The following is a 24,171-nucleotide window of genomic DNA, read 5'->3' as shown; positions in this document are numbered from 1 at the left end:
CCCTCGGCGCAGTGACGAAATCGAACGCTTTGAGCCCTGCCTCACAATGTCTCACTAAAAAAAGCCGGTTTTCAAATGAAAACCGGCTTCAACCTTGCATTATTCAGACATCCACTCAACCAGTTCCGGATGATTGGACCAGACAAATCCATATTCCATGAAGTACTCAACCGCTTCATACTCTTGCCCGAATTCCTCCGGCTCTTTCGGCAGCTTGCGTTTGCCGGCCAGAACATCGTAGATGACCGGATTCACGTTTTTCGCCTTTTGAGCAAGTCTTTCAACCGCAGGAGTCATTCCTTTTAACGCGAATTCCACAAGCAGCATGTTGTAGGCGCCTGCCGCAAAGTCCGTTTCATCGAATTTTTTGAGAAGAGCTTTCGCTTTTTTGTGCTCTCCTGCATCCATGTACATGACAAACAGCGTATAGCGCACGCCCTGACTGTCCATCTCGTTCAGCTCGAGCAGCTCCTCGCACTGTTTGATTGCTTCTGCCAGGTTGCCCATTGCCGCTTCAAGAATCGCATAGTTGAACTTGGAGCGCATATAAGGTCTCGTTTCGATCAATCCCCAGAACATGCCTTTATCCTGCTTGAAGATTTCCTTGCCGAGGTCCGCCTCGCCGGCTTCCATTCCCTGTTTATAAAGCTCAAGCTGCTTGGCAGGATCACTCTCTGCCTCTCCCAGCATATTGAAGGCATCAGGGTGGAACGGGTAAATCTCCATCGCCTGTTTGGCCAGTTTCACTCTTTGCTGAGGAGAACTCTCCATTGCTTCATAGATCAGTTCCTGAGCACGCGCGCGGTCTGCATCGCTGTACTTCTTCGCATCACCTTTTTCAGCCACTGTGATGCTGTCCTCAGTGAGGTCCGCCTCAAGCTCAGCTTTTATTTCTTTATATACCTTTGAAAGAGAGCTTGTGCTGACTTCGTAAAGCTCCGCAATTTTTTTCTGGGTCATTCCCTGCTTGTACATATGCTTTTCAACAAAGTAATGCATACCCGCTGCGTAAATGACCTCTTTTTTGATGGTTGGCTTTACACTGTGAAGATATTGGTGCATCAAAGTAAATGCCTTTTCGGCAGTTTCCAGTGGCACCTGGGCTCGCAGAAGATTATTTTGCATTTTAAATGCAGCCATTTTATACAAGGGCTCATCCCAAACCAGCTCATCTGCTTCTACCTGAGGTTCTTCTTCCACTACCTCAGACTCTTCTTCCACAGGCTCCGTCAGCATGGAAATCAGCATTTCCGGGAACTGATCCGCCATAAATGCGCCGATGTCGTCGAACGTGCTCTCTTCGAAAAGCTTGAGCGTCAGTTTTTTGTTAAACTCCGTCTGCGCTTCTTCAAATTCAAGCTGCATCATGAAATACGTATAGTAGTCTCCAAATGGCAGCAGGTACCCAAGAAGCATCGCGCCGGATTTAAAGGAATGGGTTCCCTCGTCCACGCGCACATCTTTCACTTCTTCTGTAAACAGATCTTTCACTGTGTATCTTTCATCGTCTGTTACGTGTTCCACGACAGAGAACGTCGGAACAGCGCCAGCCCATTTTTCAAGCTGTGTCATCGTTACCGGTCTCACGTTTTCATGGCGTTTTTTCTCTATAAAGGCTTCTAAGACAGTCCCGCTTCCAACATTCACTGAAAAAACAGCCCAGACAAGGAGTGAACCGTAAATCTGCTGATCCTCGCCTATGTTAAATTTGCTCATCTTCTCTCTGACAGCCTTGTCCATTTCTCTTGAATAAACAGAGGAGGCGAACTGCATCAGCTCTCCCTGCATCTTTTCAAGGTCAGCATGACGAATCGCTTCAATTGACGTTACTTTATTCATACAGCATTTCTTATATTTTTTTCCGCTGCCGCAGTGGCACGCGTCATTTCTTCCAATATCCATTTGTAGACTCCTTTAAATCCTTATTCCCTCATCTATTGTGCCAGTTATCGGGGAATAATTCAACGAGCATATCAAAAGCGGAAGCGCCTCGTTCAGATCCGAAAGGCAGATAAGAATCCGCCGGAAAAGTCCGGTTTTGACTTTTTTGGCGGATTTGTTCTGACAGAGGATCTAGGCGCTGGAGCTGGACGCAGATAATTTCTTCATTAAATTCACGACTTTATATTCCTTATAATTTCATAAATAATGAAAAAACCGCAGATGGAGGTCTGCGGTTTTGTAAATCAAGCAGCTTAACCAACTTGATCTGATTTCTTATAAATATACATGCTTTGATCTTCACCGTAGGCAAAATGAATATCATGTCCGACGCGGTTAAGTGTCGGAATAAGCGTATTGTGATACTCTTCCTCTTTAATATCATTAAAATAAAGCCTGAGCGCTTCTGCACATTCGGAGTCTGTCAGAGATAAATCCTCAAAGCAGGCGCGGAGAAAGTTTTTGTTCAGGATGAAATATTCATGTACATCATAAAGAATATGGTCCAGATTAGACAAAGGATTCACTCCCTAAAAAGAATTACTCTAATTATGGACAACTTTTTGAAATTTATACATGTTTTCCTGCTTTCCGTAAATCTACAAGCGTTATTTCACTTCGCACCCCGAACCTCAGATTCCAGTGCGCCTGGCCGATTCCTTTTGAGATGTACAAATAACGTCCGCCCACTTCATGAAATCCCTTATAAATTCCGCGCTTTGCAAGCTCTCCCTTAGAGATGAACTTAAAAAACAGCGGAATGTTAAATTGCTTTCCGTGAAGGTGCCCGGACATCATAAAATCAAATGGTTTATCCACTTCTGCAAGGTCGTTAGGATCGTGGCACAAAACGATTCTCGGTTTATTCGATGATACATTTGAAAAGGCTTTTTCCACGCCAAACTCGTCTTCTCTGTAAAAATCCAGTCCAATTAACGAAAAATCCTCAAGCTCAATTGACTCATTAACCAGCACTTGCACTCCCTTTTCCTCAAGCCACTCGCGCAGCAGGAGACTCAAATGAAATGTCCGGTAGTCATGATTTCCAAAAACCGCATAAACAGGAATATCATGCTCCCTAAAGGCTGTGAGGTACGCCTCAAGGCGCGGAATGTAACTTTCCCGAGCCGTAAAATCACCGGTGACAAAGACATAATCAGGGTTTTCACGCTTTACAACGTCTCTAATTTTTTCAGAAGGAATCCGGTTTCTTTCAATATGAATGTCCGACAAATGAAGAATTTTTTTATCAATCCCTAGCGGTACGTCCACTCTTTCAACCTTCAGCCATTTTGTCGGCACAACGAACAATAAGTAAAACACCCCTGTGCATCCAGCAAGGAACCAAATGAATTCAGCCATACGATCCCCCATTTTTTCTATTTCCTACAGTTTACTAAAGGTTGCCGGGAATTAGTATTAAAAAACAGCCAAGTTCCATCAGGAACCCGGCTGCATCATGTTAATATACGTCGTATCCTTCATAAGACTCTGCCACATACACAGGCAGCTCCCACATTTCCTCCTGCCTGTCGAGATAATTCAGGACAAGCTGCTGGGCATGTCCGGATTTCAGCTGAAAGCTTTCGACACTGCCATGAATTTCGATTTGCTCTCTGTTTTGAAATTCAATCATTGTTTTGCTGCCCTTCAGAAAAGGCTTTTTTGCATACCGGTAGGAAATCCACATGCAGTCCTCATGATCCGGCGACAGCGTCGGCAGCATGCAGATCCGGTAACCAGGAGACAGACAGATCGGGAGCATTTTCTTGCCCGGCAGGATCAGCTTTGCGGCATCCACCATTCCCTGATAAGACGCTCCTGCATGAACACAGCTGCGCTCCATAATGGCTCTCGGAGACATTTTGATTATTCTTTTTTTGTACAGCTCGTGAACAATCGTCCAGCGTTCTCCTCTCTCAGAATAAATCGGCTTTAATACCATCGTTTCTCTCCAAACTGTATAGCTTTCTTCAGCAAGCACTCTCTCCACCTCTTTTTTGTTTTTTATGAAATATTTTCCACCCTCCTGTTTATCATACAAAATATCGCTTTAGTAGGTAATATTAACTATTAAAAATTTACTATTTTAAAACAATCCTTTACAATCCAAACAAAAAGACCTCAGCTAGAGGCCTCATTCAAACTCCCACACAATCTTCCAATCTCCCTTTTCCTTAACGGCATAAACATTCTGGCGGACATCAAACGTGCCGAATTTGCTTTTAAACGTCTGCCTTACCTGGACAAGGCGCGCCTCATTAAACACCGGGGCTCCCTTCTCCATCCTCCATCTCCTGACTTTCTTCTGCTTCTCAATCTCAAACGTAAACGTAGACACTCCGTAATGGCTCATATAAATATGAGCACGCTCCGTTACATAAGCATTTTTCGTAAACCGGTCCTTCATCAGAGGATGAAACAGCTCCCAGGCATCTCCGAAGTTCCCGTTCTGTTCCATCATGTAAAACTTTTGCACAGCCTCCTTCGGTGATGAAGGAGAAAACAAGTGAAACGCACCATAGATCAACAACCCAGCCGCACAGACAAGCAGCAGGGGAATGACCGGCCATTGCCTTCGTCTTCGCATTGGGGACGTACCTCCTGTGGATGCTAAGACAAGTTTATGAAGGGGGGAGTTGAAAAAGAACTGGGTGAAGTCCTGCTTTATAGTTCCCTCACCAGATAAACTTTCAACGATTGATGGCTTTATTCCCTCTTTTTAGTGCCCTCAACGGCTTACTTTCAAAGCTTGATGGTTCTATTACCGCTTATCAGTGCCATCAACAGCTTACTTTCAAAGCTTGATGGTTCTATTACCGCTTATCAGTGCCATCAACAGCTTACTTTCAAAGCTTGATGGTTCTATTACCGCTTATCAGTGCCATCATCAACAGCTTACTTTCAAAGCTTGATGGTTCTATTACCGCTTATCAGTACCATCAACAGCTTACTTTCAAAGCTTGATGGTTCTATTACCACTTATCAGTGACCTCAACAGCTTACTTTCAAAGCTTGATGGTTCTATTACCGCTTATTAGTGCCCCCAACACCTTATCTTCAGCGCTTGATGGTTCTATTACCGCTTATTAGTGCCCCCAACACCTTATCTTCAGCGCTTGATGGTTCTATTACTTCCAGCTCCCAACCCCTTCAATCCCCACAAAAAAAGATGCACCGCTAACGGCGCACCTTTTCTTTCACTCTATTATTTCTCACAAGCAATCAAATCTTTATCCCGGTCACTCTTTTTGTTGGCTTCATATAAATCTTTTGAAACATGCGGCTTATACTTTGTTTTGCCGCCTTTGTTTTTTACGCTTGAAGACTTGGCCACTCCGCCTTTGTAGTCTTTGTTAAGCTCTGTGCAGTTCTTGTACGTTTTTACTTTCGCTTTCGCTTCTGCTGAATCCGGTGCAGCGGAAACGCCCAACGCCAGACCCATAGATAGAGTTACAGCTAAAAATCGCTTCATATGTAGTCATTTCCTCTCATGCCTTTTTCCTTATAATAAGGGATAAATTGTATTTAAACAAGACAAAATTTAATTTTATCTAATGAGGAAAAATAGGAGAGAAGCGGTAGCTAAACTAATTATCAGATTGCCCCAACGACCGGCCAATGCAGCACAATCCCATTCTTCTCAAGCATAGATTGATAGCTTCGCAACAAATCTTCCTGCTCAAGAACCTGCTTAGGCGTCACATTGTGATCAGCTGCAAATGCTGCAAGGTAACCTGCACTTTCACCGATATTCCATTCAACGGGATGGACTCTGAAGCATCCGTTTGTCAGGTGGGTTGTGCCGATGTTTTTGCAGGCAGGAAGCAGGTTTTGAAGCCGCACAGGAATAAGCGAGCCGAGCGGGATTTCAAACGGGAAGCTTTCTGCATAGAAAAAGGTATTTGTTTCAATGGTTGGATGCAGATCGATCCGGTAACAGCCGATGCCGACGCTGTCTTTTACTTTTTTAATGGAGTCCCGCAGATTTGCATTGATATCTTCTTCCACTACGGTGTGAACCGCTTCGATTCGGCGAGATTCCCGTATATACGGATACTTCGCAAACCCGTCATCCGTTCCAAGTACATCTCCTCTCATCCGAAGCCCCGGGTAGCCTTTGCCGCCATCTGACCTAGGTGCCTCAGTCTGCAGCCAATACAAGAGCGAGTAGCCGAGCTGCTTGGACTGATACAAATGCTTTTCTTTTTCATCTGCATCCACATCAATAATGGAACCGAGCCAATAATCGTTTTGGGGCCAGTTGATAAGAGAAATATCCCCTTCATAGAGGTCCTGATAAGATGATTGATCCGCAATTCTCCGGTAGTCCCACAGCCCCCATGAATCTTCATGAGAGAACATGGCAAATTCCTTTGAGCTGCCTGTATGAGTATCCGGAATAAACCAGCTCAGCTGCTTATGCTTCAAAAAGGGAGCCTGATACTCCTTCCAGAATTCATACTGAGCCGGCTTTTCGATGGTGAAATCCTCTCCATCAATGTGCTCAAGAGCAAAGACAAACGTAAAGGACTGCATATCCTGCGGCCGGCTCACTTCACCTGCATGCTCCTCACCCGTTTCCGCTCGTGACTCCGCACCGGTTACGTATTCAGCACCTGTCAGGGGAAGCAAATCTCCGCATTCTGTTGCATCAATCAAAAAAGGTCCCTTTAACAAAATACGTTCACCTGTTCCGGTCTTTTCAACTGTAACTGACTGAATCACATCGTTTTCAACCTCTGCATCCACAGGCATAGCTGAATAGATAACCGAAATCCGTCCGCTGTTCACATATGGTGAAAGCATCTCGTTCAGAATGGTCAAAGCCACTTTCGGCTCATGCGACAGCCTGCTGACCCATGCATTCCCAGGGTTAAGAACTGGATTTTCTTTTTCTTCCTGCTTCAATGGATAGTTTTTGCGGTAATAATCCCGTACCCGATTGCGGAATTCCCTGTACGTTTGTGTGCAGCCAAACTGTTCAATCCACGGATGCTCATCCGGCGGAACAGCCTGACTCGTCAGCTGGCCTCCAAGCCAGTCTGTTTCTTCCGTTAAAATGACCTTTTTGCCAGATTTGGCTGCAGAGAATGCGGCAAGTGTTCCGCCGAGGCTCCCGCCAATAATGATGATATCCGCCTTCATTTCCGTCATGGCTGTTTCCCCCTATGTAAAGATGTCCTCCCGCATATTGGGGAGGACCTTTTCATTATTGAGCCAGGTACCTTCTGGCATCATCAAGCTGCTTTTCAATCTGAGTTTTCACATTCTGATCTGCGTGCATTTTGACCGTATTTAAAAGCTTTTCAGCTTGATCAATATGATTCAGCGCTTGTTCTTTCTGCGATTTCTCTAATTTAGCCTGTGCCTGCTTCAGCTGAACATCAATGATTTTTGCATGCTGCGGTTCAATCCCCTTTTTCGCAACGTAAATTTCACTCATTTTGCGGGAAAGCTCCTCTAATGCGACGGTCGCTGACTGAACCGGATTTCTGTGCGGCACAATCGCGCTGTTCCGCTGCGGTCCAAGAGCAAGGGCATGGAAATGCTGGTCCTGAAGCGTATGGTAGGCGAACTGAACCTGACCTGCTGCTCCTGTATTGCCTATTGCGTCCGCCTGGCTGACAAGAAGCGCATCGTCAAACCCTACAAACGGGGCAAGTCCGATGTAGGATAAAACAGGATATGTCATGCGCTCAATGAATTCACGGGATGTCCGCTCCACATAGTTTGTATCCACTGAATAGACCATCGGTGTGATAAAGTCCAGCTGTCCTTCGTTTACCCATTCCACCCAGTTTTGGAATTTCGCATCAATGGCATCTGATACTTCCGGGAAAACGGCAGTTGAAAGATCGACTTGTTTGCCGTTCATTTCACCGCGTATCCGCTCAACAAACGTTGAAATCTGCCTTTCTCTCCATTTGTTCCACTTTTCCCAGTTTTCAGGATCACTTGCAGGCGTTATCTCAAGCGGGTCAACACCTGCTTCTTTCTTAAATTCTCCGCGTGTATAGTCATCATAGCTGAAGCCGACATCGTACGGCTGGCTCACAGGATAGCGGATATAGTCTAAATGCAGGCCTTCTACCTCATATTCATCCGTCATTTCATTAAAAACAGTTGATAAAAAGTCGCGCGCTTCAGGATGTGCCGGATTCAGCCAGTAGTAGCCAACCTCTTTCTTAGATGGCAAATCACCCTGACGGTCAACTGCCGCCCATTCCGGATGTTTTTCTAAAACAGGGCCGGGAGGATTCAGTGATTCATGTCCGACAAAAAAGGTATGAACCCACGCGTGCACTTCAATACCGCGTTTTTTAGCCTCTTCGACAAATACATCTAACGGATCCCAGCCCTTAAACTGCGGGTTCTGTTCAGCTTTTGTGCTTGGGTAAATCGTATAGCCGTGGAAGTACGTTTCAAGGAAAAGAAGGTTATAGTTTGCAGCTTCCAGACGATCAAGCGTTTTTATAATCTCCTCACGATTCTTTTCAACAGGGCGGTGCCAAACTCCCCGGGCATCTACTTTTTTAGATTCTACACTGTAAAAATAAGCTTCTTTTGAAAGAAGGGCCGCCTGTTCTGAAAGCTCCATCGTGCTCTCCCAGTTCTCATCTCCAAAAGCACGTCTCGCTTCCTCAATCACCGTTTCCGCCTCAGCAATTTTAGCTTCAGCATCCGCTTCCGGAATATCAAGGAATTGTTCTTTTGCAGAGGCAAGTGAAGCTTTTGCTTTGTTCAGAACCAGTTCCGCTGCATTGATATAGGCACTCGCATCAATGACAGCCGTTACAGTCTTATTTTCCTCATTAAATGTCACTTTAGCTCCAACCTGCGTATATTTCAGCAGCCAGTCCTTCCCCTTTCCGTGTCCTGACAGCACAAAGCCATCATCCGGAATCGGCGAGTTGCTTCCGGACATTTCAACAACAATGCCATTGCGGACAATGACTTCAGCACCGTACTGATTGGTTCCGGTTGTGTCATAGCCGTAATCCTTTGTATAAACGATTAGCTCATCTGCGCCGCGTCCGCCCGGGAATTCAAACGGCGCCTCCGGATTCAGCTTGTTAAAGGAGGTTGTCGATTCTTTTCTCGGTTCTGAAATCACGTCATAGAGGATCTCAGTCCGTTCACCCAGCTTCACATTGGCTAAAAGCCACGTGCGGGCTTCACCGTGTCCGGAAAGGACATATCCGTCTGCAGGAATCTTTGCATCCGCCAGTCCCAAGCCAGCATCTCTAACTTCTGTCACCACATCATTTTTAACAATAATCTCAATACCCCACTGATTGTTTTTAGTAGAGGTCCCAAACTCCGGTGTATACACAATCAGCTGATTGGCCTCGCGGATTTTATTGAACCCGCTGATTTGGAAGGTCTGTCCGTTTTGCGCCTTAATCAGATTTTCCTTAAATGCTGCCTGCGGCTGTAAACTTGGGTAGTATGAAAGAACAAATGCAGCGATCACAGCAAAAACAATCCACGTTTTAACCCGTTTGCTCATGAAAAATTTCTCCCCTTCTCACCTTTGATAAAGAACATCCCCATTGTTCTTTTTCGTTCAGCTTCCCCCGCTCACCTCCTCAAAGTAAACCCAATTTCAAACGTCCGGTTCCAAGGCAAATGAATGTCCTCTACATTAAAATCAAAACCCTGTTTCACCTTTAAAACTCTCCACCGCCTTTAAAAATTCAGCGCTGACAAGCTTCACAAGCTCCTCTAGATTCGCATTCTCTTCATCAATCTGCTTTCTCACGGCCTGTCTCACAACCGTTTGATACAGATAATCCTCAGCCGCTCTCGCTAAGAGTTGCTCCTGGTGCTTCCTTTCTGTATGAAGCCCTTTCTTTACAGCTAAATGCCGCAAACAAGCCTGTGATACAACCGTTCCCAGAGTGTTTCCAGCCGTATTCCATGCACCAAATCCTGAAAGCTCCAGCAGATTGACTTTTTCCAAAAGCGGCATCATCATCGCTGGATCTGCTCCATTAGCATAGGCAAGGTCCGCGACAGCAACCGGCTTTGTACGGAGATAGTACTTCAATCGCGCAATCCACTCACCCACGTTCCGGTCAGCTGTATGAACGCCCCCAAGATGCTTCTGCAGGGCAAGATCTCCCTGCGCTTTTCCCGGAACATTCACGGCGAGCAAGATCTCGGCTTCAGCTGCCGAATCAACCGTATGGCTGCCGGCTGCAAAAATCTGGCCTTTTACAGACTCCGCGATCGGCCTGTCTTCATACATGGCGTGAAGAAGTGCACCCTTCTCACCGCTGTAAAACGGGTAGAAGCGAGGCTGGATTTCGTTTTCAAGCTGATAAATCATCCTCGCGGCGAGTGTTGAGGCCACCTCATCTGCTCCAGGGTATATGAGCACTCTGGATGATAGCCCGCGCTCCAGCACTTCACCTGCAAGCACTTCCTGTTCCCTGATATTAAAGCCATATTCAGCTGTATCATCCTGGGGGAAAACAAGAAAATCGAGAATCTCATCCTCCACATAATCAAGGAGCTGAAGATTGATTTTGAAATTCCTCTCTCTTGTTTCGGTATAATCCGACAAAATTCCCTGGGGAATACGAAGCTGATCCACTGTCTTTTTTGACACTTCATCCCCTGTCTTTTCGAAGCGGTGACTGTGGTACGAATAAGTCCAAAGCTCTTCCCCGTACTGATTCCAATACTCTTTTTCTTCCTCATTCACATAATTGTTGGAAATCCTCATTGTGGAGCTGAACGCATAGAGCGGTTTATCTGGATACCGAACTTTTATTTCTTTCAAAAGTTGCAGTTTTTTCGCCAGTTCTTCTATCAAAGCAGCACTGACCCTCGAAGGTACAAGCCCTCCATATAGCAGCATATCAATAGAAAGAATAAACCCGCCCACTTCATCCGCTGTCTGAAGCAGCCACTTCCTGTGATCTTCAATCTTCCCCGGCTCTTTCAAAAATCCCAGGGATCCTTTGTCCGGCGCAATGATCTCCCATCCACCAATCTGCGCAAGATGGATAGGCAAATCCCTTGTCACGGGGCGCGCATCAACAGGCAATAAAGCCAATTTACAGTTCACACTCTCACCTCATTTGAAAAGGGAGATGATCATCCACCTCCCTCTTTTTTCTATCCTTTCACAGCACCTTTCATGGCGCCGTCAATAAAGTACTTCTGCATCGCTACAAAGAAAAGAATAATTGGCAAGATCGAAATGATGGAACCTGCGGCAATCAGCCTCCAGTTGCTTGAAAAGCTTCCTGCAAGCATGTTCACTCCAAGCGGCAGTGTGTACATGTTCTGATCATTTGTAATGATCAGCGGCCACAGAAAATCTCCCCACGCCATGACAAAAATAAAGATCGCAAGCGTCACGACAGAAGGCTTCACAAGCGGCATAAGGATTTTCCACCAAATCTGAAACGCATTCGCTCCGTCCATCCTCGCAGACTCATCCAGCTCATACGGAATCGTCAAAAAGGCCTGCCTCATGAGGAAAATACCGAACGCTGTTGTCGCATGAGGAAGAACGAGACCGGCATACGTATTCTGCAGTCCAAGATCAAGCGACAGCAGATAGATCGGAATCATGAGCAGCTGAAACGGAATCATCATCGTGCTGATGATCAGCAGGAAAACAAGGTTTTTACCTCTGAAGTTCATCCGGGCAAGCGGATACGCAGCAAGTGAGCACAGCACAATGTTTAGCAGAACCGTAAGCACCGATACGATGACGCTGTTCCCCAGATACCGCCAAAACGGGAAGGTGTCCATCACTTGCGAGTAGTTGCTGAGCGTCGGGTTTTCAGGAATGAACTGAGGCGGATAGGCGAAGATATTTTCACTGCCCGATTTAAGGGACGTTGCAAGCAGCCAAAGAAATGGACCGACTGTCAGGAAAGTGACGAAGATCAGCAGGGCATACGTCAAAGTCAGCCGGACGATCTTTTTCGCATTCCATTTTTTCTTCATGTTTACTTTCACCCCGACTGCAGGTGATTGATTTCGCTGAAGTTCCATTGCCTCACCCCCTCATCGCCGTTTCGCGTTTATTCATGAACTTGATATTCAAGATTGAAAAGACAAGTGTAATCAGGAATAAAATGACTCCCCCGGCACTCGCATATCCCATCTTTAAATTCTCAAATGCTTCTTGGTAAATATAGAAAACCAGCGTTTTTGTACTGTTCAGAGGTCCGCCGCCTGTCATGACATAAATCTCTTCAAACACCTTCATCGCTGAAATGGAAGACATAATCGTCACGATCATAATGGACGGCATTAACAGCGGAATCGTAATATGGAGAATCTGCTTCCACTTGCTTGCACCGTCGATGTCGGCCGCCTCATAGAGATCTCCAGGAATGGCCTGCAGTCCCGCCAAATAAATAACCATATAATAGCCAAGGCCCTTCCAGACTGTTACCGCCATAACTGCAAATATTGAGGTTGAGGTTGAAGTAAGCCAGTGTACTGGTTCTCCGATAATCCCAAGTGATTCAAGAAAATAATTCAGCACACCCTGATCTGCGTACACCCATTTCCATGTAATCCCGACAACGACCATTGATGTAACAACAGGTATGTAATAGGCGGACCTAAAAAAAGCAATTCCCCTGATCTGCTGGTTTACAAGAATCGCAATAAAAATAGGAAGGATGACAAGTGCGGGAACCACTATGACCAAATAAAGCAGCGTCTGCCCGAGCACCTTCCAAAACAGCTCATCTTCAAACAAATTCTGATAATTTTCCGTTCCGATAAATTCCGCCTCTGTCACCATGTTGTAGTTGGTGAAGCTGAGCCAGATTGCCTGCAGCATCGGATAAAAAATGAATGCTCCAAGAATGACGCAGCCCGGCAGCAGGAACAGATACGGTGTTATTTTCCCTTGCTTCATCGCCCGCTCACCCCGCTTTTTAATGAATGGAAGACAAGCTGTGCCGCGCCGATCATTCCCGCCTGGTTTCCAAGCACAGCGGGAATCACCCTGACACCTTCCACCCGTTTCAGTAATCGATTCCACCAGTGCTCCTTGGATTCAATAATTCCTCCGCCAATGATCACAGCATTTGGATCGATGCCATGAGCAATATTTTCAATAAAAACCCCCAAATACTCCATATATTCTTCAACAACCGGAACCACTTCCTGATCGCCGCCTGCATACAAATCAAAGACAGCTGATCCCCGAACCTGCTTCCAGCTGGTGCGTTCATTGATTATGGTGTTAAGAGCCGTCCCGGAAAGGTACTGCTCCGCACAGCCTCTCCGTCCGCAGTTGCACAGACGTCCATTTGGAACAAGGACAACATGTCCCCACTCGCCGCTCTGGTGATGAGCACCAGATAGCACGGTTCCCCGTATTCGGTTTGCCCCGCCAACACCCGTGCCAAGGGTCAGCATCACCAAGTCTTCCTCCCCATAATGCAAAGCCTCTCCCCACAGAGCAGCATTTGCATCATTAACAGCAAACACCGGCAGCTTATACATATCTTCAAAAACCTTCTTAAGATTGACTCCCTGCCACCCTGGGAGGTTTGACGTTGCAAAAACAACCTCTCCCGTCCGTTCATTGATTCTGCCGGCTGATCCGATCCCAATTCCAATCACCTTGTCTGTTTCTGTGAGAAGGGAATCAATGACGAACGAAGCAGCAGACAGGATCCCTTCTCTGCCCTCATTGATAGGTGTTACGGTTTCAAAACGATTTAACATAACTCCATGCTGATCTGTTATACATCCTTTTATTTTCGTCCCGCCAATATCCAGTCCTATCACGTACACCTCTGCCATCCCCCCGGAAAACATGCGTCAGTAGATTTTCTTTACAACGGCCTGTGCCGTTTTTTCTTTCATGAGCAGAGACGCGGATTTGTTTCGTAATGCAAGCCCTGTACACAACAAATCAATCACAAAAAGCTGGGAAATCTTTGCCCCAAGTGACCCGCCTTCAAGCGGGGATTCCTTCCCTCCGCTGATCAGCACACAGTCTGCAAGCCTTGTAATCGGTGAACGGGCATAATACGTCACGGCAATCACTTTCGCTCCGTTATCGCTGGCAATTTTCAGCGATTCCAGCGTATCCTTCGTGCTTCCTGACACACTCAGGCCAATGACAAGATCTTCTTCAGTCAATGTCGCTGCCGTCATCGCCTGAATGTGCGGATCAATAATGGCATCCGTCCGTCTCCCGATCCTCAAAAAACGGTTTTTAGCATCCTGAGCGGTAAGCCCTGAAGTGCCGACTCCGAAAAAATGAACCGATTTTGCTTCAGACAAAAGAACGAGTGCTTCCTCCAGCTTTTTTTCATCCAGCAGCTGAACCGTTTCATCGATAACTTGCTTCGTGTGAGCCGCAATGGACGTAATCAGTCCGTTCGGCTGCTCTCCGCTGTCTTCTTCCTGCTCCTGCTGGGACAAATCCTTCGCAATCGCAAGCTTGAACTCCTGGTATCCCTTGGTCCCGATTTTCCGGCAGAACCTGAGAACCGTCGTGTCGCCGACCTCAGCCGCATCCGCCAGATCCGTTACCGAGAAATACAGAATTTGATCCATGTGTTCAAGAACATAGACAGCCACTTTCTGCTCTGACTTTGTTAAAGAGGGGTAATAGCTGTTAATGAGACCAGCTAGCTTCCCTTTTGATGTAAATGTTTCCGTCAATTCGATCTCCTCTTTCCAGTAAACCGTCAGTAAAAGTTTTCGTAATCAGCTGCGGCCTTGTAATGGCAGAGCCGACAACGACCGCATGGGCGCCGGCTGCAAGAGCCCTTGCCGCATCCTTCGGTGTTCCGATCCTACCTTCTGCAATCACCGGAACGTTCACGCTTTGTGCAGCTTCTTGTATTAATGTAAAATCAGGACCCGTTTCCTGTCTTGAATAGGAGGTATAACCCGAGAGCGTCGTCGAAACGCAGTCACACCCGATTTTATCCGCGTAAAGAGCCTCTTCAAGCGTAGAAATATCCGCCATGACAAGCACATGGTGCTGATGGATATAAGAGACAAGCCCTTCTAGTGTCTCACCCGATGGACGTTTTCTCTTCGTTGCATCCAGAGCAATCATCTCAACACCTGCTGCTATCAGCTCATCCGCTTCCCGCTTTGTGGCGGTAATGTAGATTTCGCTGTCCCCATAATCCCGTTTGACAATGCCAATCACCGGCAAATCGATTTCCTGTTTAATCGCTAGAATATCCTCTTTACTGTTGGCCCTGATGGCAGCTGCTCCGCCTTCTTTTGCCGCCTTTGCCATCTTTGCCATTATAGCCGGACCGTGCAGCGGCTCTTCTTTTAGCGCCTGACAAGAAACGATCAACTTTCCCTTTATCTGACTGAATAGATTCTCCATCCTGTGCTCCCCGTAACTTTGACATGAACCCGTTTGTGGAAAAAAGAAGGGAGTTTCCCCCCTTCCCTGCCTTATTGACTTAAAATTTCATTCCATTTATCTTCTGCCTGCTTGAGAGCATCATCAACGGACATTTCTCCAAGCATCGCAGCCTGCATCGCTTCATTCATGGCATTTTTCAGTTCATCGTAGCCCTTTATTGGCGGAACAAGCACTTCACTTTCTTTCAGCTGCTCAGCTGAAACGATGCGTGCCTCATCAATCGGAGTCGCATTTTCAGGAAGCTCTGTGAAATAAGGGTCCTCAAGCGCTGACTCAACGGACGGCAGGATTGTAGTCAATTTATCAAACTCAATTTGGTTCTCAGCATTCGTCAGGAAAACAGAGAATTCAACAGCCGCATCCTGATGCTCGCTCTGCTTTGGCACCACAAGGTTCATAGCCGCTACGTTCTTCTTGTTCGTTTCACCGGTAATCGATACAGCCGTCTTTGTCGCTGCAAGCACATCCGGCGCATTTTCTTTAACTGTGTTCAGGAACTGCGGACCGCTCGCAAGAATGGCAAGCTGGCCTGCCTGGTACATATCAATCGCTTTTCCATGGCCTTCTGTCAGCACTTCGCGCGGGATTAGATCAGCTTTGTATAAATCCACATAATATTGGAACGCTGCTTTTCCATCAGGTGTATTGAACGCAGCCTTTGTCATCTCTTCATTTGTCAGATCGACGCCCTTCATCACCATCGTTTCAAGGAGGTGGCTTCCGTCAAACGGAGGGAAGAACGCATATTTATCCGTCTTTTCTTTAATCGTTTTAGAAACTTCTGCAAGCTCTTCGAACGTTGCAGGCGGCTTATTCGGATCAAGCCCTGCCTCTTCAAAAATCTTCGTATTGTACATCGTTACTTGAGAAGAAAGGTACCACGGAATACCGAATGTTTTTCCGTCAAACGTGTTGGACTTCCATACGCCTTCAAAATACTGGCTCTTCACATCATCCGCAACCGCCTCATCCATATCGACGAGCGCATCAAGCTCAGCAAGCTTTGCCGCAAACTGCGGGTTCAGGTTTGCTACATCAGGAGCCGTTTTAGAGGCAACAGATGCAAGAATCTTTTTCTCCATGTCTCCCCACGGAACATCCACCCACTTGACCTTAATGTTTTCATTCTCTTTTTCAAAATCAGCAATGACGCCGTTAATATAGTCATCAAATGTCGGAGACAGCTGCATCGTCCAGAATTCAATCTCAATCGGTCCATCTGATTTCTTATCATCTGAACTCGCTTTCTCTGTGCCGTCGCTGCAGGCTGCTGCAAACATCAGCATAAATACGGTCAATCCAAGAATAAGTAAACGCAAGCTTTTCTTCACCTTTTCATCCCCCTTGATTGGCAAAAAATAATAACGCTTCTTCTAAGTGATCCTTCCAGAAAGTCCATACGTGATCTTCGTCTTTTTCTATGTACGACAACTGAGCCTCTTTTTCAGTCCATGCCTTTCGCATCAGGCGATTGCGCGTCAGTATCCATAAGCGCTGATGGCTGATCGGAGAAACAAAGTCATCCTCCTTCAAACCAACAAGCTGATGAACATGGAGATTGCTCTGCTTGCCAAGCGAGTGTACCTCCTCAAAATGAACAGGAGAAAATGCGGCAGACTGCAGCAGCAAATGCGTCCAAATCTCAGGATTTCTAAGAAAAATGGAAACACTGACCGCTCCCCCGAGCGAATCACCTAGCATCCCCTGCTTCACCACGCGCTTACCGCTAAGCACTTGATCTTCCACAAACGGAAGCAGCTCTTCCAGAAAGAACGACACATATTCGCCGTGCGTCTCCCCATTCGGATGATAACAGGCGTACCTCTGCATGGAATCACCCGGCGGAACAAGCACAATCAGCAGCGGCTTCTCCATGAGCCTGCCAAGCCTCTGCTCGAGCTCCCCAATCTCCAGGTAATCCAGCCCATCCTGCACATACAGAACGAAAACGCTCTCATTTTGCTCAAAGGCCTGATCCTCAAGCAAATAAAACTGCATCTCCCTTTGCAGACATCGACTGAAAAAATCAATTTCTCGAAGTTTAAAAGACATATCGAACTTCCTCTCACCCCTGAATCATAGACAGCCGCCTATTGATAAGAAGTATAACACCTATTCTGAATTGTGTGAATATTTTCTTCAAAAATATTTTATTTGGTGGAGAATTGCTCCAAAAAGAGTCAGTCCCGCTCCGCATTAACGTATTAATGCAGCGCGGGACTGACCCCTGCTTGAGTAAAGGAAAAGAGCCAATCGGTTGATTGGCTCAAGATTAATAGTTAAATTAGAAATGACTTGAAGTTTTTAAAGAGGAAATATTCATTTGAGGATTTATAAGATTGCGGGCATTATTTCGCCAATTTCTTCATCACGGCAATGTCTCTTTCGTTCATCACAGTTTTTTCCCAGGTATGCTCCTGATTGGCTTCTAAAATTTCGAATCTGGCGATGATCTCTGAGTGACGCTCGTTGTTTTCCTCGCGTATTTGTCGGAGTTGTTCCTGCACGGAAAGCTGCGAGTTTTTTATTCCGTCTATTTCTGTTTTCATCTCAGTTATGTCTGTTTTCATTCCTTGGATTTCTTTCTTTACTCCAGTTATGTCTGTTTTCATTTCTTGGATTTCTGTCTTTACTCCAGTTAGTTCTGTTTTCATTTCTTTGACTTCTGTTTTTACTCCAGTTAGTTCTGCTTTCATTTCTTTGACTTCTGTCTTTACTCCAGTTAGTTCTGTTTTTATTTCTTTGACTTCTGTCTTAATTCCGGTTATTTCCGTTCTCATTTCGTTTATTTCTGTTTTCACTCCGGTTATTTCTGCTTTTACTTCAGTGACCTCGCTTCTTATCTCGCTCTTAAAGCTCCCCATCATTGTAATAAGAGTTGAGATCATTTCTTCCATTCGATCTGCTTGTTCCTGATTCACTTTTCCCACCTCCATTCTACTTTCATTATACGTTTCCAAATCGGTCTGTCAAAAACGTAAAATCGTTTTTTTATCATAAAAAAGGCCAGTCTTGTATCCTTTAGAATTTTTTTACAAATAACTCTTGCATTACAAGGTAACCGATCGTATGATTAACACATACCTTGCAAAACAAGATAGTGAAATGTGGTGAAAAGAATGTCTCAGACGCAAATGATGAAAGGAATTTTAGATGGTTGCCTGCTGGCGATCATTAGTCGAAAGGAAGTGTATGGCTACGAAATGGCTCAGCGGTTAGCGGAACATGGCTTTGGGGAGGTCAGTGAGGGAACGATTTATCCATTGCTCCTACGTATGCAGCGGGAAGAGCTTGTAACGTCGGTGCAAAAAAAATCAACAGCAGGTCCTAAGCGGAAATATTACTCGCTGACAACCAAGGGTGAACATGAACTTGAATCTTTCTTAACAAGGTGGAACGTGTTAGCCGAGAGCGTAGGCAATGTCATTCAGAATGAAATCGAAAGGAAGTAGGCGCATGGCACAGCTATCAATGAAGAGTAATCGATTTTTAGATGATTTACGTATTTATTTGTTTTCGAGCGGTAAAAAAGAGGAAGAAATAAAAGCCATTGTTGAAGAACTTCGAGATCACTTAGTGGAGGCTGAGTCAGACGGGAAATCCATTGAAGCGATTGTCGGGCGTTCACCAAAAGAATACATGGAACAGCTAAATGCGGAAATGTCATTCGATTTGGCAGCATGGACAAAGTTAATTCCTCTCATTGCAGCGGGCGGACTTTCATATCTGGGTGCCGGTGACCTAATGGAAGGCCCACTTCAATACAGCCTCTGGTTCATCATTGGCAGTTTGCTCAGCACCCTCTTATTTTTAGGAAGTGTGTTCTGGACATTCCGTTTTACTGCAAGCCGTCAAGTGAGCCGTATGAAGGAAATGCTCATTTTTCTACTGCCAATTACCTTGAGTATGCTGTTTATCGGAGGTACCATGCTCGGTGATGCGTTCATTGAGACTCCAGTCATTCACTTAGGCAATACAGGAAGTGCGATCGTGGGTGTGCTGCTGGGAGTCTTTTTAACTGGTTTTTCAATCTGGGCCAAAACGCTTGTATTGCCCGTTGTCCTCGCTGCTCTTTATATCCCCGCCTATTTGCTTTCGTTCACCGAACTGCCAGAAATGGATCAACAGATCTATGGAATGATTATTGGATCTATATTGATTGGTGGTTTTATAATAGTTGAATTTACGCGTCTGAAGAAGGAAGCTTAATAAAAAATAGAAGCTGAAATTTATGTTTTCAGCTTCTTTCTTTTATTTTAATAAACGTGAATGTACGCAACATAGCAGGACTGGCTCTTAATTATTTTCTCCGTTAGAAATTTCCCCATCTCCCTCTTCTTCAAAATCGGCCGGCTCAGCAGGTTCATCCTGTGCGGGTTCCTCTTCTACTGGCTCTTCTTCTACTGGCAGCTCTTCATAGTACCCATCCGGATATTCAGGATCTTCTTCTAAAAATTCGTCTTCAGCTGCCGGCATCTCTTCAGCAGGTTCATCCCACATTTCTTCAGTGTAGTCATCTGCCGGTACATCTTCGTACTCTTCCATGTACCCGTCATCAGAAAACTCTTCTTCATCATACTCTTCATAGTATTCATCTTCAGACTCGTCATAATCGTAATTCTCAAACTCGTCACTATACTCGCCGCCGTCAAAATAGTACTCGTTATCATAAAGGTCCTGATAAAAATACAGTCCGTCCGCTGTATAGAATAAAGCTGCCACTTCCTCTGCTGTCATCGGCTGATTTACCCAGTCTGCGACTTGGTCCATTACTTGATAAAGCGGGATACTGAAGCCGATGTTAACCTCCTGATTGTCCCGCGCAGAATTAATCGCGATGGCCTTTTCAGTCGTTTTATCCAGCAGAGGCCCTCCGCTGCTTCCAGGAGCAATAGGAGCTGAAATTTGATAGATGCCCTCATATTCATGAGGAGGTATATAGAATGTCCGGCCAACCCCGCTGATATTCCCCAGTGTTGCTGTGTTTTCGTAGCCTTTTGGACTTCCGAGCGCAATCACTTCATCTCCTAATTTAGAAGGTTCTGCAAGCTCCAGTTCCAGCGGCTCTTGGCCGGCAAGCTCCGGCACCCTGATCACAGCAATATCCACTTCATTGCTGTAGCCAATGACTAAACCGGTGAGTTCTTCCCCCTGGCTGCTTCGGACTGTCACATCGAGACTGCCTTCGACGACATGCGCATTTGTCAAAATGTCACCTGATTCATTAATTAAAAAGCCGGACCCTTGGCCGTAATCACTGAAGATCGTGAACACCTTTGGCTGAGCATCCAGGATAATCTCTGACACTTCTCTTGGGGCTTTTTCCACTTCAGCTGCTGCCGGTACCGCCTCTTGCTTCTTCACTGGCTTTTCTTTAACCGGTGGTTCTGGCGGCTGCTTGCTGATTGTTTTTTCTGCCGCTGTTTTTTCCAATGGCTTTTGTTCCGTTAATTCCAGCCCTAAATATCCAATAACTCCAGCACAAATAAGCAACATCATGATGGTTAAAGCCCACAATCCCTTGCCTGCCTTCTGCTTCCTCTTATTTCCGCATCCCGTACAATACGCAGACCTCTGCGATACCGGACTTCCACATTTCTGACAATACAATCCGCCACCCCCGTAAAAGGACTATTTTACTAGTTTCATTGTATAAGAGCTTAGTTGATTTCACAACTTTTACCTTTACACAATTAACCATTTAATACTGATAATTGATCACTTAACGAATTTGTCATATTACGCAAATTCAAAACTAACACCCATCATCCTATTCATCTATCCGACTTTCTGCCTTATACTATAAAATATGGAAATTAAATGATATGAAAAGATTTTAATCAGATGCAAACTCCCAGAATCAGCACACGAGACACTTGCGAAGTGCAAATAAAGGAAACAGGGCGGAGCCATCGTCCTAAAGGGGAGGCGGCAGTCATTAAGGTTTATGAAGCCAAAACACTCGTGTCTGCGATGGAAAAACGGGCACATCAATACGAGGATCTTAAGGAACAGGTCACTCACCTGAAAAACCAATTTTTAGACATTGCCAACTTAGGTGATGAATTTCAGGGGCAAGGTGCGGAAGCGATAAAAGGCTTCTATTCTGCCCAGGCAGACGTTGCAGATGCATGGATCAGGCTGATCGATAAGAACATTGCCTTTTTCAAAGGGGTTGAGGGGGATACGGAAGACGCCAAGCTGTCAGGGAGTACGTTCGTCCAAATGCCTTTTCTTGAAGAAAACATCCCAACAGCGCAAAATCGCGCGCGGGAAATGGTGGAGGATCAGCAGAGCTCGCTTGGAACGATCCTGCGCAGCATTGACGACTTGATCTCCCTTCCCGTGTATTCAGCAGAAACCTTTCACTACTTTATGGACGAAGCAGATAAAAAGAGGAAGGAAACCGTTGACACCGTCAACCAGCTCGATCAGTCCCTCACGGATGAATACGCCATCTCGGAATATGACCAGCAGTATCTTGCAGGCCTTTTCGGACAGCTGCTTGAATCTTCAAGGCAGGGAAACAGCATTACCCCCGTTCACTTTGATGCAAAAGCATACAAAAACAGCGATCTTTATAAGATGAAAGCAGATATCGAAAACAGTTCGAAAGAATACCTCTCCTTCAAAGCCGAGCAGGCAGAAGCAAGGAGACAAATGAAAATTGCCCAGGAACTCGAATCCCCCCCCTGGTACGGAAAAGTATGGGACACAACAAAAACGTTCACTGGCGAAGTATCAGGCTACTATGACTTCAAGCGTGCCTCAGAAGGGATTGACCCCATCACCGGCGAAAAACTTACAGAAGCCCAGCGCATCACTGCCGGAGCCATGGCGACCGCAGGCGTTATCCCGGTCGTAGGCTGGGCGGGACGTGCCTTCAAAGGCGGCACTGCCATCTACAAAAGCGTCAAAGCCTACAACGCTGCAGACCATGCTCTGGATGCATACAAAACATCCAAGTCCTTCAGCACTCTTCAGAAAACCGAAATGGGCATCTACGGCCTCGTCTCTGCAAACGGAATGGGAGAGGCTGTCCTTGGCAAAGACATGTTCGGCAACCAGCTCACAGAACAGCAGCGGCAGCAAAGCCTTATGCAGGCCCTCGGCATCCTCGGCGTCGGCGGTGCAGCCTACGGATGGGACAAGCTCGCTGCCAAAAACGGGAACATGCTGCCGGTCAGCAACCAGTATGTGAATCAGAAGATTGAGAATGCACATGCGATTTTGAACGATGTCGGGAAACAGGTTGGGAGTTTTCCGGTGCCGATCCCGGTGCCGGCCAGACAGGCTGCTGGTTTAGGAATGAATATGCTGCCTGGTTTGGAGTACAGGTCTTTAAGTGAGATTGTTGCTTGGGCTAGGAGCAGTGCGGCTGTTAGAAGCACGAGTTACACCTTGGAAGATTATCTTGAGAAAATAGTCGTTAACGGGAAAATCGACGTTGATGTGATGACTAAGTTAAAAAATGCTATTCAAAATAATTCGTTTAGTGCAGATGAGCTGTCTGTAATTAGCCAAAAAATGTCTGATTTAGGAATTACTAAAGAATACAATGAAGCATTATTAAAAATTGATTTTGGAAAGTATCTCAAGAAATTAATTGGACCTCCCCCTTTGGCCATGATTAATCCACATGCCCATCATATTTTGTTTAAAAAAGGGCTTGGTGAGACTCAACAAAAACTTGTCCAAGAAGGTCAGGAAATACTAAAAAGGTATGGTATAGATCCAATAATCGGTAAAGAAAATCTGGTTTGGGCACCTAATGCAGTTATAGGCCAGCATAGTCTTGATTCTCTAGAAGAAGTGGTGAACCGGTTAAAAGCTGTGGAAGAAATGGGTGGCGACATTGACGATATAGTAGAAGCTCTCGGTGATTTAGGAGATATTGCAAGTACAAGATAAAAAAAGATTAAGGTGGTATGGTTATGGATGAAAAAAGTTTAAATAAAAGCATAAGAAATGCTATAAAGCTGGGTGACAGCAGTGAAGTCAAGCGTTTAATTGACAATAATCCAGAATCTTTACACACTATAACTCCCTTCGGTACGTGGTTACATGTAGCAGCAAAAAAAGGGCATTTAGAAATAGTAGAATACTTGATTAATAAAGGAATTGATGTAAATACTAAAGGAGATATTTTTGATGCATCTCCATTAAGAGCTGCCGCTGGAGCCGGTCATTTGGAGATAGTGAAATATTTAATAGAGAATGGTGCGGAATTAGATGTAAGCTTAGCTAAAAGAAATCCATTATTCGGGGCAATCTACGGAGGGCACAAAGAAATAGCAGAATTTCTAGTTAAAAACGGGATCAACATTAGCATTAGATATACCGGAGAAAATATTAAAGATATGAATGCCTATCAATATGCTAGAGAATTCGGCCAAACAGAAATCGCAGATTACTTAAAACAAAGGATGGAGGGAAACAAATAGTTAACTATTTTAAGACACTTGTTTTCCATTTTGGAGTCATGTTTCTGCTACAGAGCTTTCAGACTTCCATTTACTGGTACAGTTGAATATAAATAAATAAAACTTGAAGGATACTCTTATCTTTCAAGTTTTTTCTTCTTGCATACCTGAGATACAGCAAAAAGTTAACCCTATAACTCCAACAAATCCCCATACATAGCCTCATTCGAATGAATATAACTCCCCTTGCCGTCTCCAGCCAGCAGAGAACAGTTCCACTTGCTCATCTCACAATGGAAATAAGCGGACAGCAGCTGCAATCTTTGTCCTATTCCTGAGAATGCATGGGTACGATATTGTTAAAATTGTAAATTATTTTCCTGCAAACAAAAACCAACCCCCTCCCCCAAA

Annotated in this window: 22 protein-coding genes; 4 read left to right on the top strand and 18 right to left on the bottom strand. The window is 45.4% G+C overall.

Annotation, left to right across the window (positions count from 1 at the left end):
- Positions 1–99 precede the first annotated feature (99 nt).
- The 17 genes from RKD52_RS02190 to RKD52_RS02110 all read right to left on the bottom strand — a co-directional run bounded on the left by RKD52_RS02190 (position 100) and on the right by RKD52_RS02110 (position 18,258).
- Positions 100–1,902 carry an SEC-C metal-binding domain-containing protein gene (locus RKD52_RS02190; protein ID WP_454098488.1) on the bottom strand — a complete coding sequence of 601 codons (1,803 nt, stop codon included), beginning with the start codon at positions 1,900–1,902 and terminating at the stop codon, positions 100–102.
- A gap of 293 nt (positions 1,903–2,195) precedes the next feature.
- Positions 2,196–2,459, bottom strand: coding sequence for a hypothetical protein (locus RKD52_RS02185; RefSeq protein WP_029567011.1), 264 nt, complete (start codon positions 2,457–2,459; stop codon positions 2,196–2,198).
- Positions 2,460–2,511: 52 nt separating this feature from the next.
- Positions 2,512–3,303: a metallophosphoesterase gene (locus tag RKD52_RS02180; RefSeq protein WP_454098487.1), complete on the bottom strand. Its 792-nt coding sequence runs from the start codon at positions 3,301–3,303 to the stop codon at positions 2,512–2,514.
- Positions 3,304–3,403: 100 nt separating this feature from the next.
- A complete protein-coding gene (locus RKD52_RS02175; protein ID WP_454098486.1) occupies positions 3,404–3,925 on the bottom strand; it encodes a competence protein ComK in 522 nt (173 codons plus the stop codon).
- Positions 3,926–4,078: 153 nt separating this feature from the next.
- Positions 4,079–4,531, bottom strand: coding sequence for a hypothetical protein (locus tag RKD52_RS02170; protein ID WP_454098485.1), 453 nt, complete (start codon positions 4,529–4,531; stop codon positions 4,079–4,081).
- 618 nt (positions 4,532–5,149) lie between these two features.
- A complete protein-coding gene (locus RKD52_RS02165; protein WP_454098484.1) occupies positions 5,150–5,416 on the bottom strand; it encodes an excalibur calcium-binding domain-containing protein in 267 nt (88 codons plus the stop codon).
- 122 nt (positions 5,417–5,538) lie between these two features.
- On the bottom strand, positions 5,539–7,098 hold the full coding sequence (locus RKD52_RS02160; protein WP_454098483.1) for an FAD-dependent oxidoreductase: 1,560 nt from the start codon (positions 7,096–7,098) through the stop codon (positions 5,539–5,541).
- A 55-nt stretch (positions 7,099–7,153) separates the two neighbouring features.
- Positions 7,154–9,454 (bottom strand): glycoside hydrolase family 10 protein, encoded by a 2,301-nt coding sequence (locus RKD52_RS02155; protein ID WP_454098482.1) that lies wholly within the window; start codon positions 9,452–9,454, stop codon positions 7,154–7,156.
- Positions 9,455–9,595: 141 nt separating this feature from the next.
- On the bottom strand, positions 9,596–11,020 hold the full coding sequence (locus tag RKD52_RS02150) for a DUF4127 family protein (protein WP_454098481.1): 1,425 nt from the start codon (positions 11,018–11,020) through the stop codon (positions 9,596–9,598).
- Positions 11,021–11,070: 50 nt separating this feature from the next.
- On the bottom strand, positions 11,071–11,961 hold the full coding sequence (locus RKD52_RS02145) for a carbohydrate ABC transporter permease (protein ID WP_454098480.1): 891 nt from the start codon (positions 11,959–11,961) through the stop codon (positions 11,071–11,073).
- A gap of 4 nt (positions 11,962–11,965) precedes the next feature.
- Positions 11,966–12,841 (bottom strand): carbohydrate ABC transporter permease, encoded by an 876-nt coding sequence (locus RKD52_RS02140; RefSeq protein WP_454098479.1) that lies wholly within the window; start codon positions 12,839–12,841, stop codon positions 11,966–11,968.
- Positions 12,838–13,728, bottom strand: a complete 891-nt coding sequence (locus RKD52_RS02135) for an ROK family protein (RefSeq protein WP_454098478.1) — start codon at positions 13,726–13,728, stop codon at positions 12,838–12,840. Before RKD52_RS02135 ends, RKD52_RS02140 begins: the two co-directional genes overlap by 4 nt.
- Positions 13,729–13,755: 27 nt before the next feature.
- A complete protein-coding gene (locus RKD52_RS02130; protein WP_035319428.1) occupies positions 13,756–14,607 on the bottom strand; it encodes a MurR/RpiR family transcriptional regulator in 852 nt (283 codons plus the stop codon).
- Positions 14,561–15,295 carry an N-acetylmannosamine-6-phosphate 2-epimerase gene (locus tag RKD52_RS02125; protein ID WP_454098477.1) on the bottom strand — a complete coding sequence of 245 codons (735 nt, stop codon included), beginning with the start codon at positions 15,293–15,295 and terminating at the stop codon, positions 14,561–14,563. The genes RKD52_RS02130 and RKD52_RS02125 overlap by 47 nt, the downstream gene beginning before the upstream one ends.
- Before the next feature lie 71 nt (positions 15,296–15,366).
- Entirely contained in the window at positions 15,367–16,668 is a 1,302-nt protein-coding gene (locus RKD52_RS02120) for an ABC transporter substrate-binding protein (RefSeq protein WP_454098476.1), read from the bottom strand.
- 4 nt (positions 16,669–16,672) lie between these two features.
- Complete coding sequence (locus tag RKD52_RS02115) at positions 16,673–17,389, bottom strand: alpha/beta hydrolase (protein ID WP_454098475.1); 717 nt, start codon at positions 17,387–17,389, stop codon at positions 16,673–16,675.
- Between the two features lie 296 nt (positions 17,390–17,685).
- Entirely contained in the window at positions 17,686–18,258 is a 573-nt protein-coding gene (locus tag RKD52_RS02110; protein ID WP_454098474.1) for a hypothetical protein, read from the bottom strand.
- A gap of 198 nt (positions 18,259–18,456) precedes the next feature.
- On the opposite strand from RKD52_RS02110, the gene RKD52_RS02105 reads away from it, so the two are divergent.
- Complete coding sequence (locus RKD52_RS02105; protein ID WP_454098473.1) at positions 18,457–18,789, top strand: PadR family transcriptional regulator; 333 nt, start codon at positions 18,457–18,459, stop codon at positions 18,787–18,789.
- Positions 18,790–18,793: 4 nt separating this feature from the next.
- On the top strand, positions 18,794–19,546 hold the full coding sequence (locus RKD52_RS02100; RefSeq protein ID WP_454098472.1) for an HAAS domain-containing protein: 753 nt from the start codon (positions 18,794–18,796) through the stop codon (positions 19,544–19,546).
- Positions 19,547–19,633: 87 nt separating this feature from the next.
- Here RKD52_RS02100 and RKD52_RS02095 read toward each other — a convergent pair whose 3' ends face one another.
- A complete protein-coding gene (locus RKD52_RS02095; RefSeq protein WP_454098471.1) occupies positions 19,634–20,770 on the bottom strand; it encodes a S1C family serine protease in 1,137 nt (378 codons plus the stop codon).
- Positions 20,771–21,220: 450 nt separating this feature from the next.
- On the opposite strand from RKD52_RS02095, the gene RKD52_RS02090 reads away from it, so the two are divergent.
- Entirely contained in the window at positions 21,221–23,248 is a 2,028-nt protein-coding gene (locus tag RKD52_RS02090) for a T7SS effector LXG polymorphic toxin (RefSeq protein WP_454098470.1), read from the top strand.
- Positions 23,249–23,271: 23 nt separating this feature from the next.
- On the top strand, positions 23,272–23,781 hold the full coding sequence (locus RKD52_RS02085) for an ankyrin repeat domain-containing protein (RefSeq protein WP_454098469.1): 510 nt from the start codon (positions 23,272–23,274) through the stop codon (positions 23,779–23,781).
- Positions 23,782–24,171 lie beyond the last annotated feature (390 nt).

It is taken from the genome of Metabacillus sp. SLBN-84 (assembly GCF_053629595.1).
Note: the sequence above shows the minus strand (reverse complement) of the source record. Positions and strands in the feature narration are given on the sequence as shown.

What these genes read in the sequence shown, in the direction of transcription:
- RKD52_RS02190 (WP_454098488.1), bottom strand. Translation starts at nt 1,902, where the DNA reads ATGGATATTGGAAGAAATGACGCGTGCCACTGCGGCAGCGGAAAAAAA.
- RKD52_RS02180 (WP_454098487.1), bottom strand. Translation starts at nt 3,303, where the DNA reads ATGGCTGAATTCATTTGGTTCCTTGCTGGATGCACAGGGGTGTTTTAC.
- RKD52_RS02170 (WP_454098485.1), bottom strand. Translation starts at nt 4,531, where the DNA reads ATGCGAAGACGAAGGCAATGGCCGGTCATTCCCCTGCTGCTTGTCTGT.
- RKD52_RS02165 (WP_454098484.1), bottom strand. Translation starts at nt 5,416, where the DNA reads ATGAAGCGATTTTTAGCTGTAACTCTATCTATGGGTCTGGCGTTGGGC.
- RKD52_RS02160 (WP_454098483.1), bottom strand. Translation starts at nt 7,098, where the DNA reads ATGACGGAAATGAAGGCGGATATCATCATTATTGGCGGGAGCCTCGGC.
- RKD52_RS02155 (WP_454098482.1), bottom strand. Translation starts at nt 9,454, where the DNA reads ATGAGCAAACGGGTTAAAACGTGGATTGTTTTTGCTGTGATCGCTGCA.
- RKD52_RS02145 (WP_454098480.1), bottom strand. Translation starts at nt 11,961, where the DNA reads ATGGAACTTCAGCGAAATCAATCACCTGCAGTCGGGGTGAAAGTAAAC.
- RKD52_RS02140 (WP_454098479.1), bottom strand. Translation starts at nt 12,841, where the DNA reads ATGAAGCAAGGGAAAATAACACCGTATCTGTTCCTGCTGCCGGGCTGC.
- RKD52_RS02125 (WP_454098477.1), bottom strand. Translation starts at nt 15,295, where the DNA reads ATGGAGAATCTATTCAGTCAGATAAAGGGAAAGTTGATCGTTTCTTGT.
- RKD52_RS02115 (WP_454098475.1), bottom strand. Translation starts at nt 17,389, where the DNA reads ATGTCTTTTAAACTTCGAGAAATTGATTTTTTCAGTCGATGTCTGCAA.
- RKD52_RS02105 (WP_454098473.1), top strand. Translation starts at nt 18,457, where the DNA reads ATGTCTCAGACGCAAATGATGAAAGGAATTTTAGATGGTTGCCTGCTG.
- RKD52_RS02100 (WP_454098472.1), top strand. Translation starts at nt 18,794, where the DNA reads ATGGCACAGCTATCAATGAAGAGTAATCGATTTTTAGATGATTTACGT.
- RKD52_RS02085 (WP_454098469.1), top strand. Translation starts at nt 23,272, where the DNA reads ATGGATGAAAAAAGTTTAAATAAAAGCATAAGAAATGCTATAAAGCTG.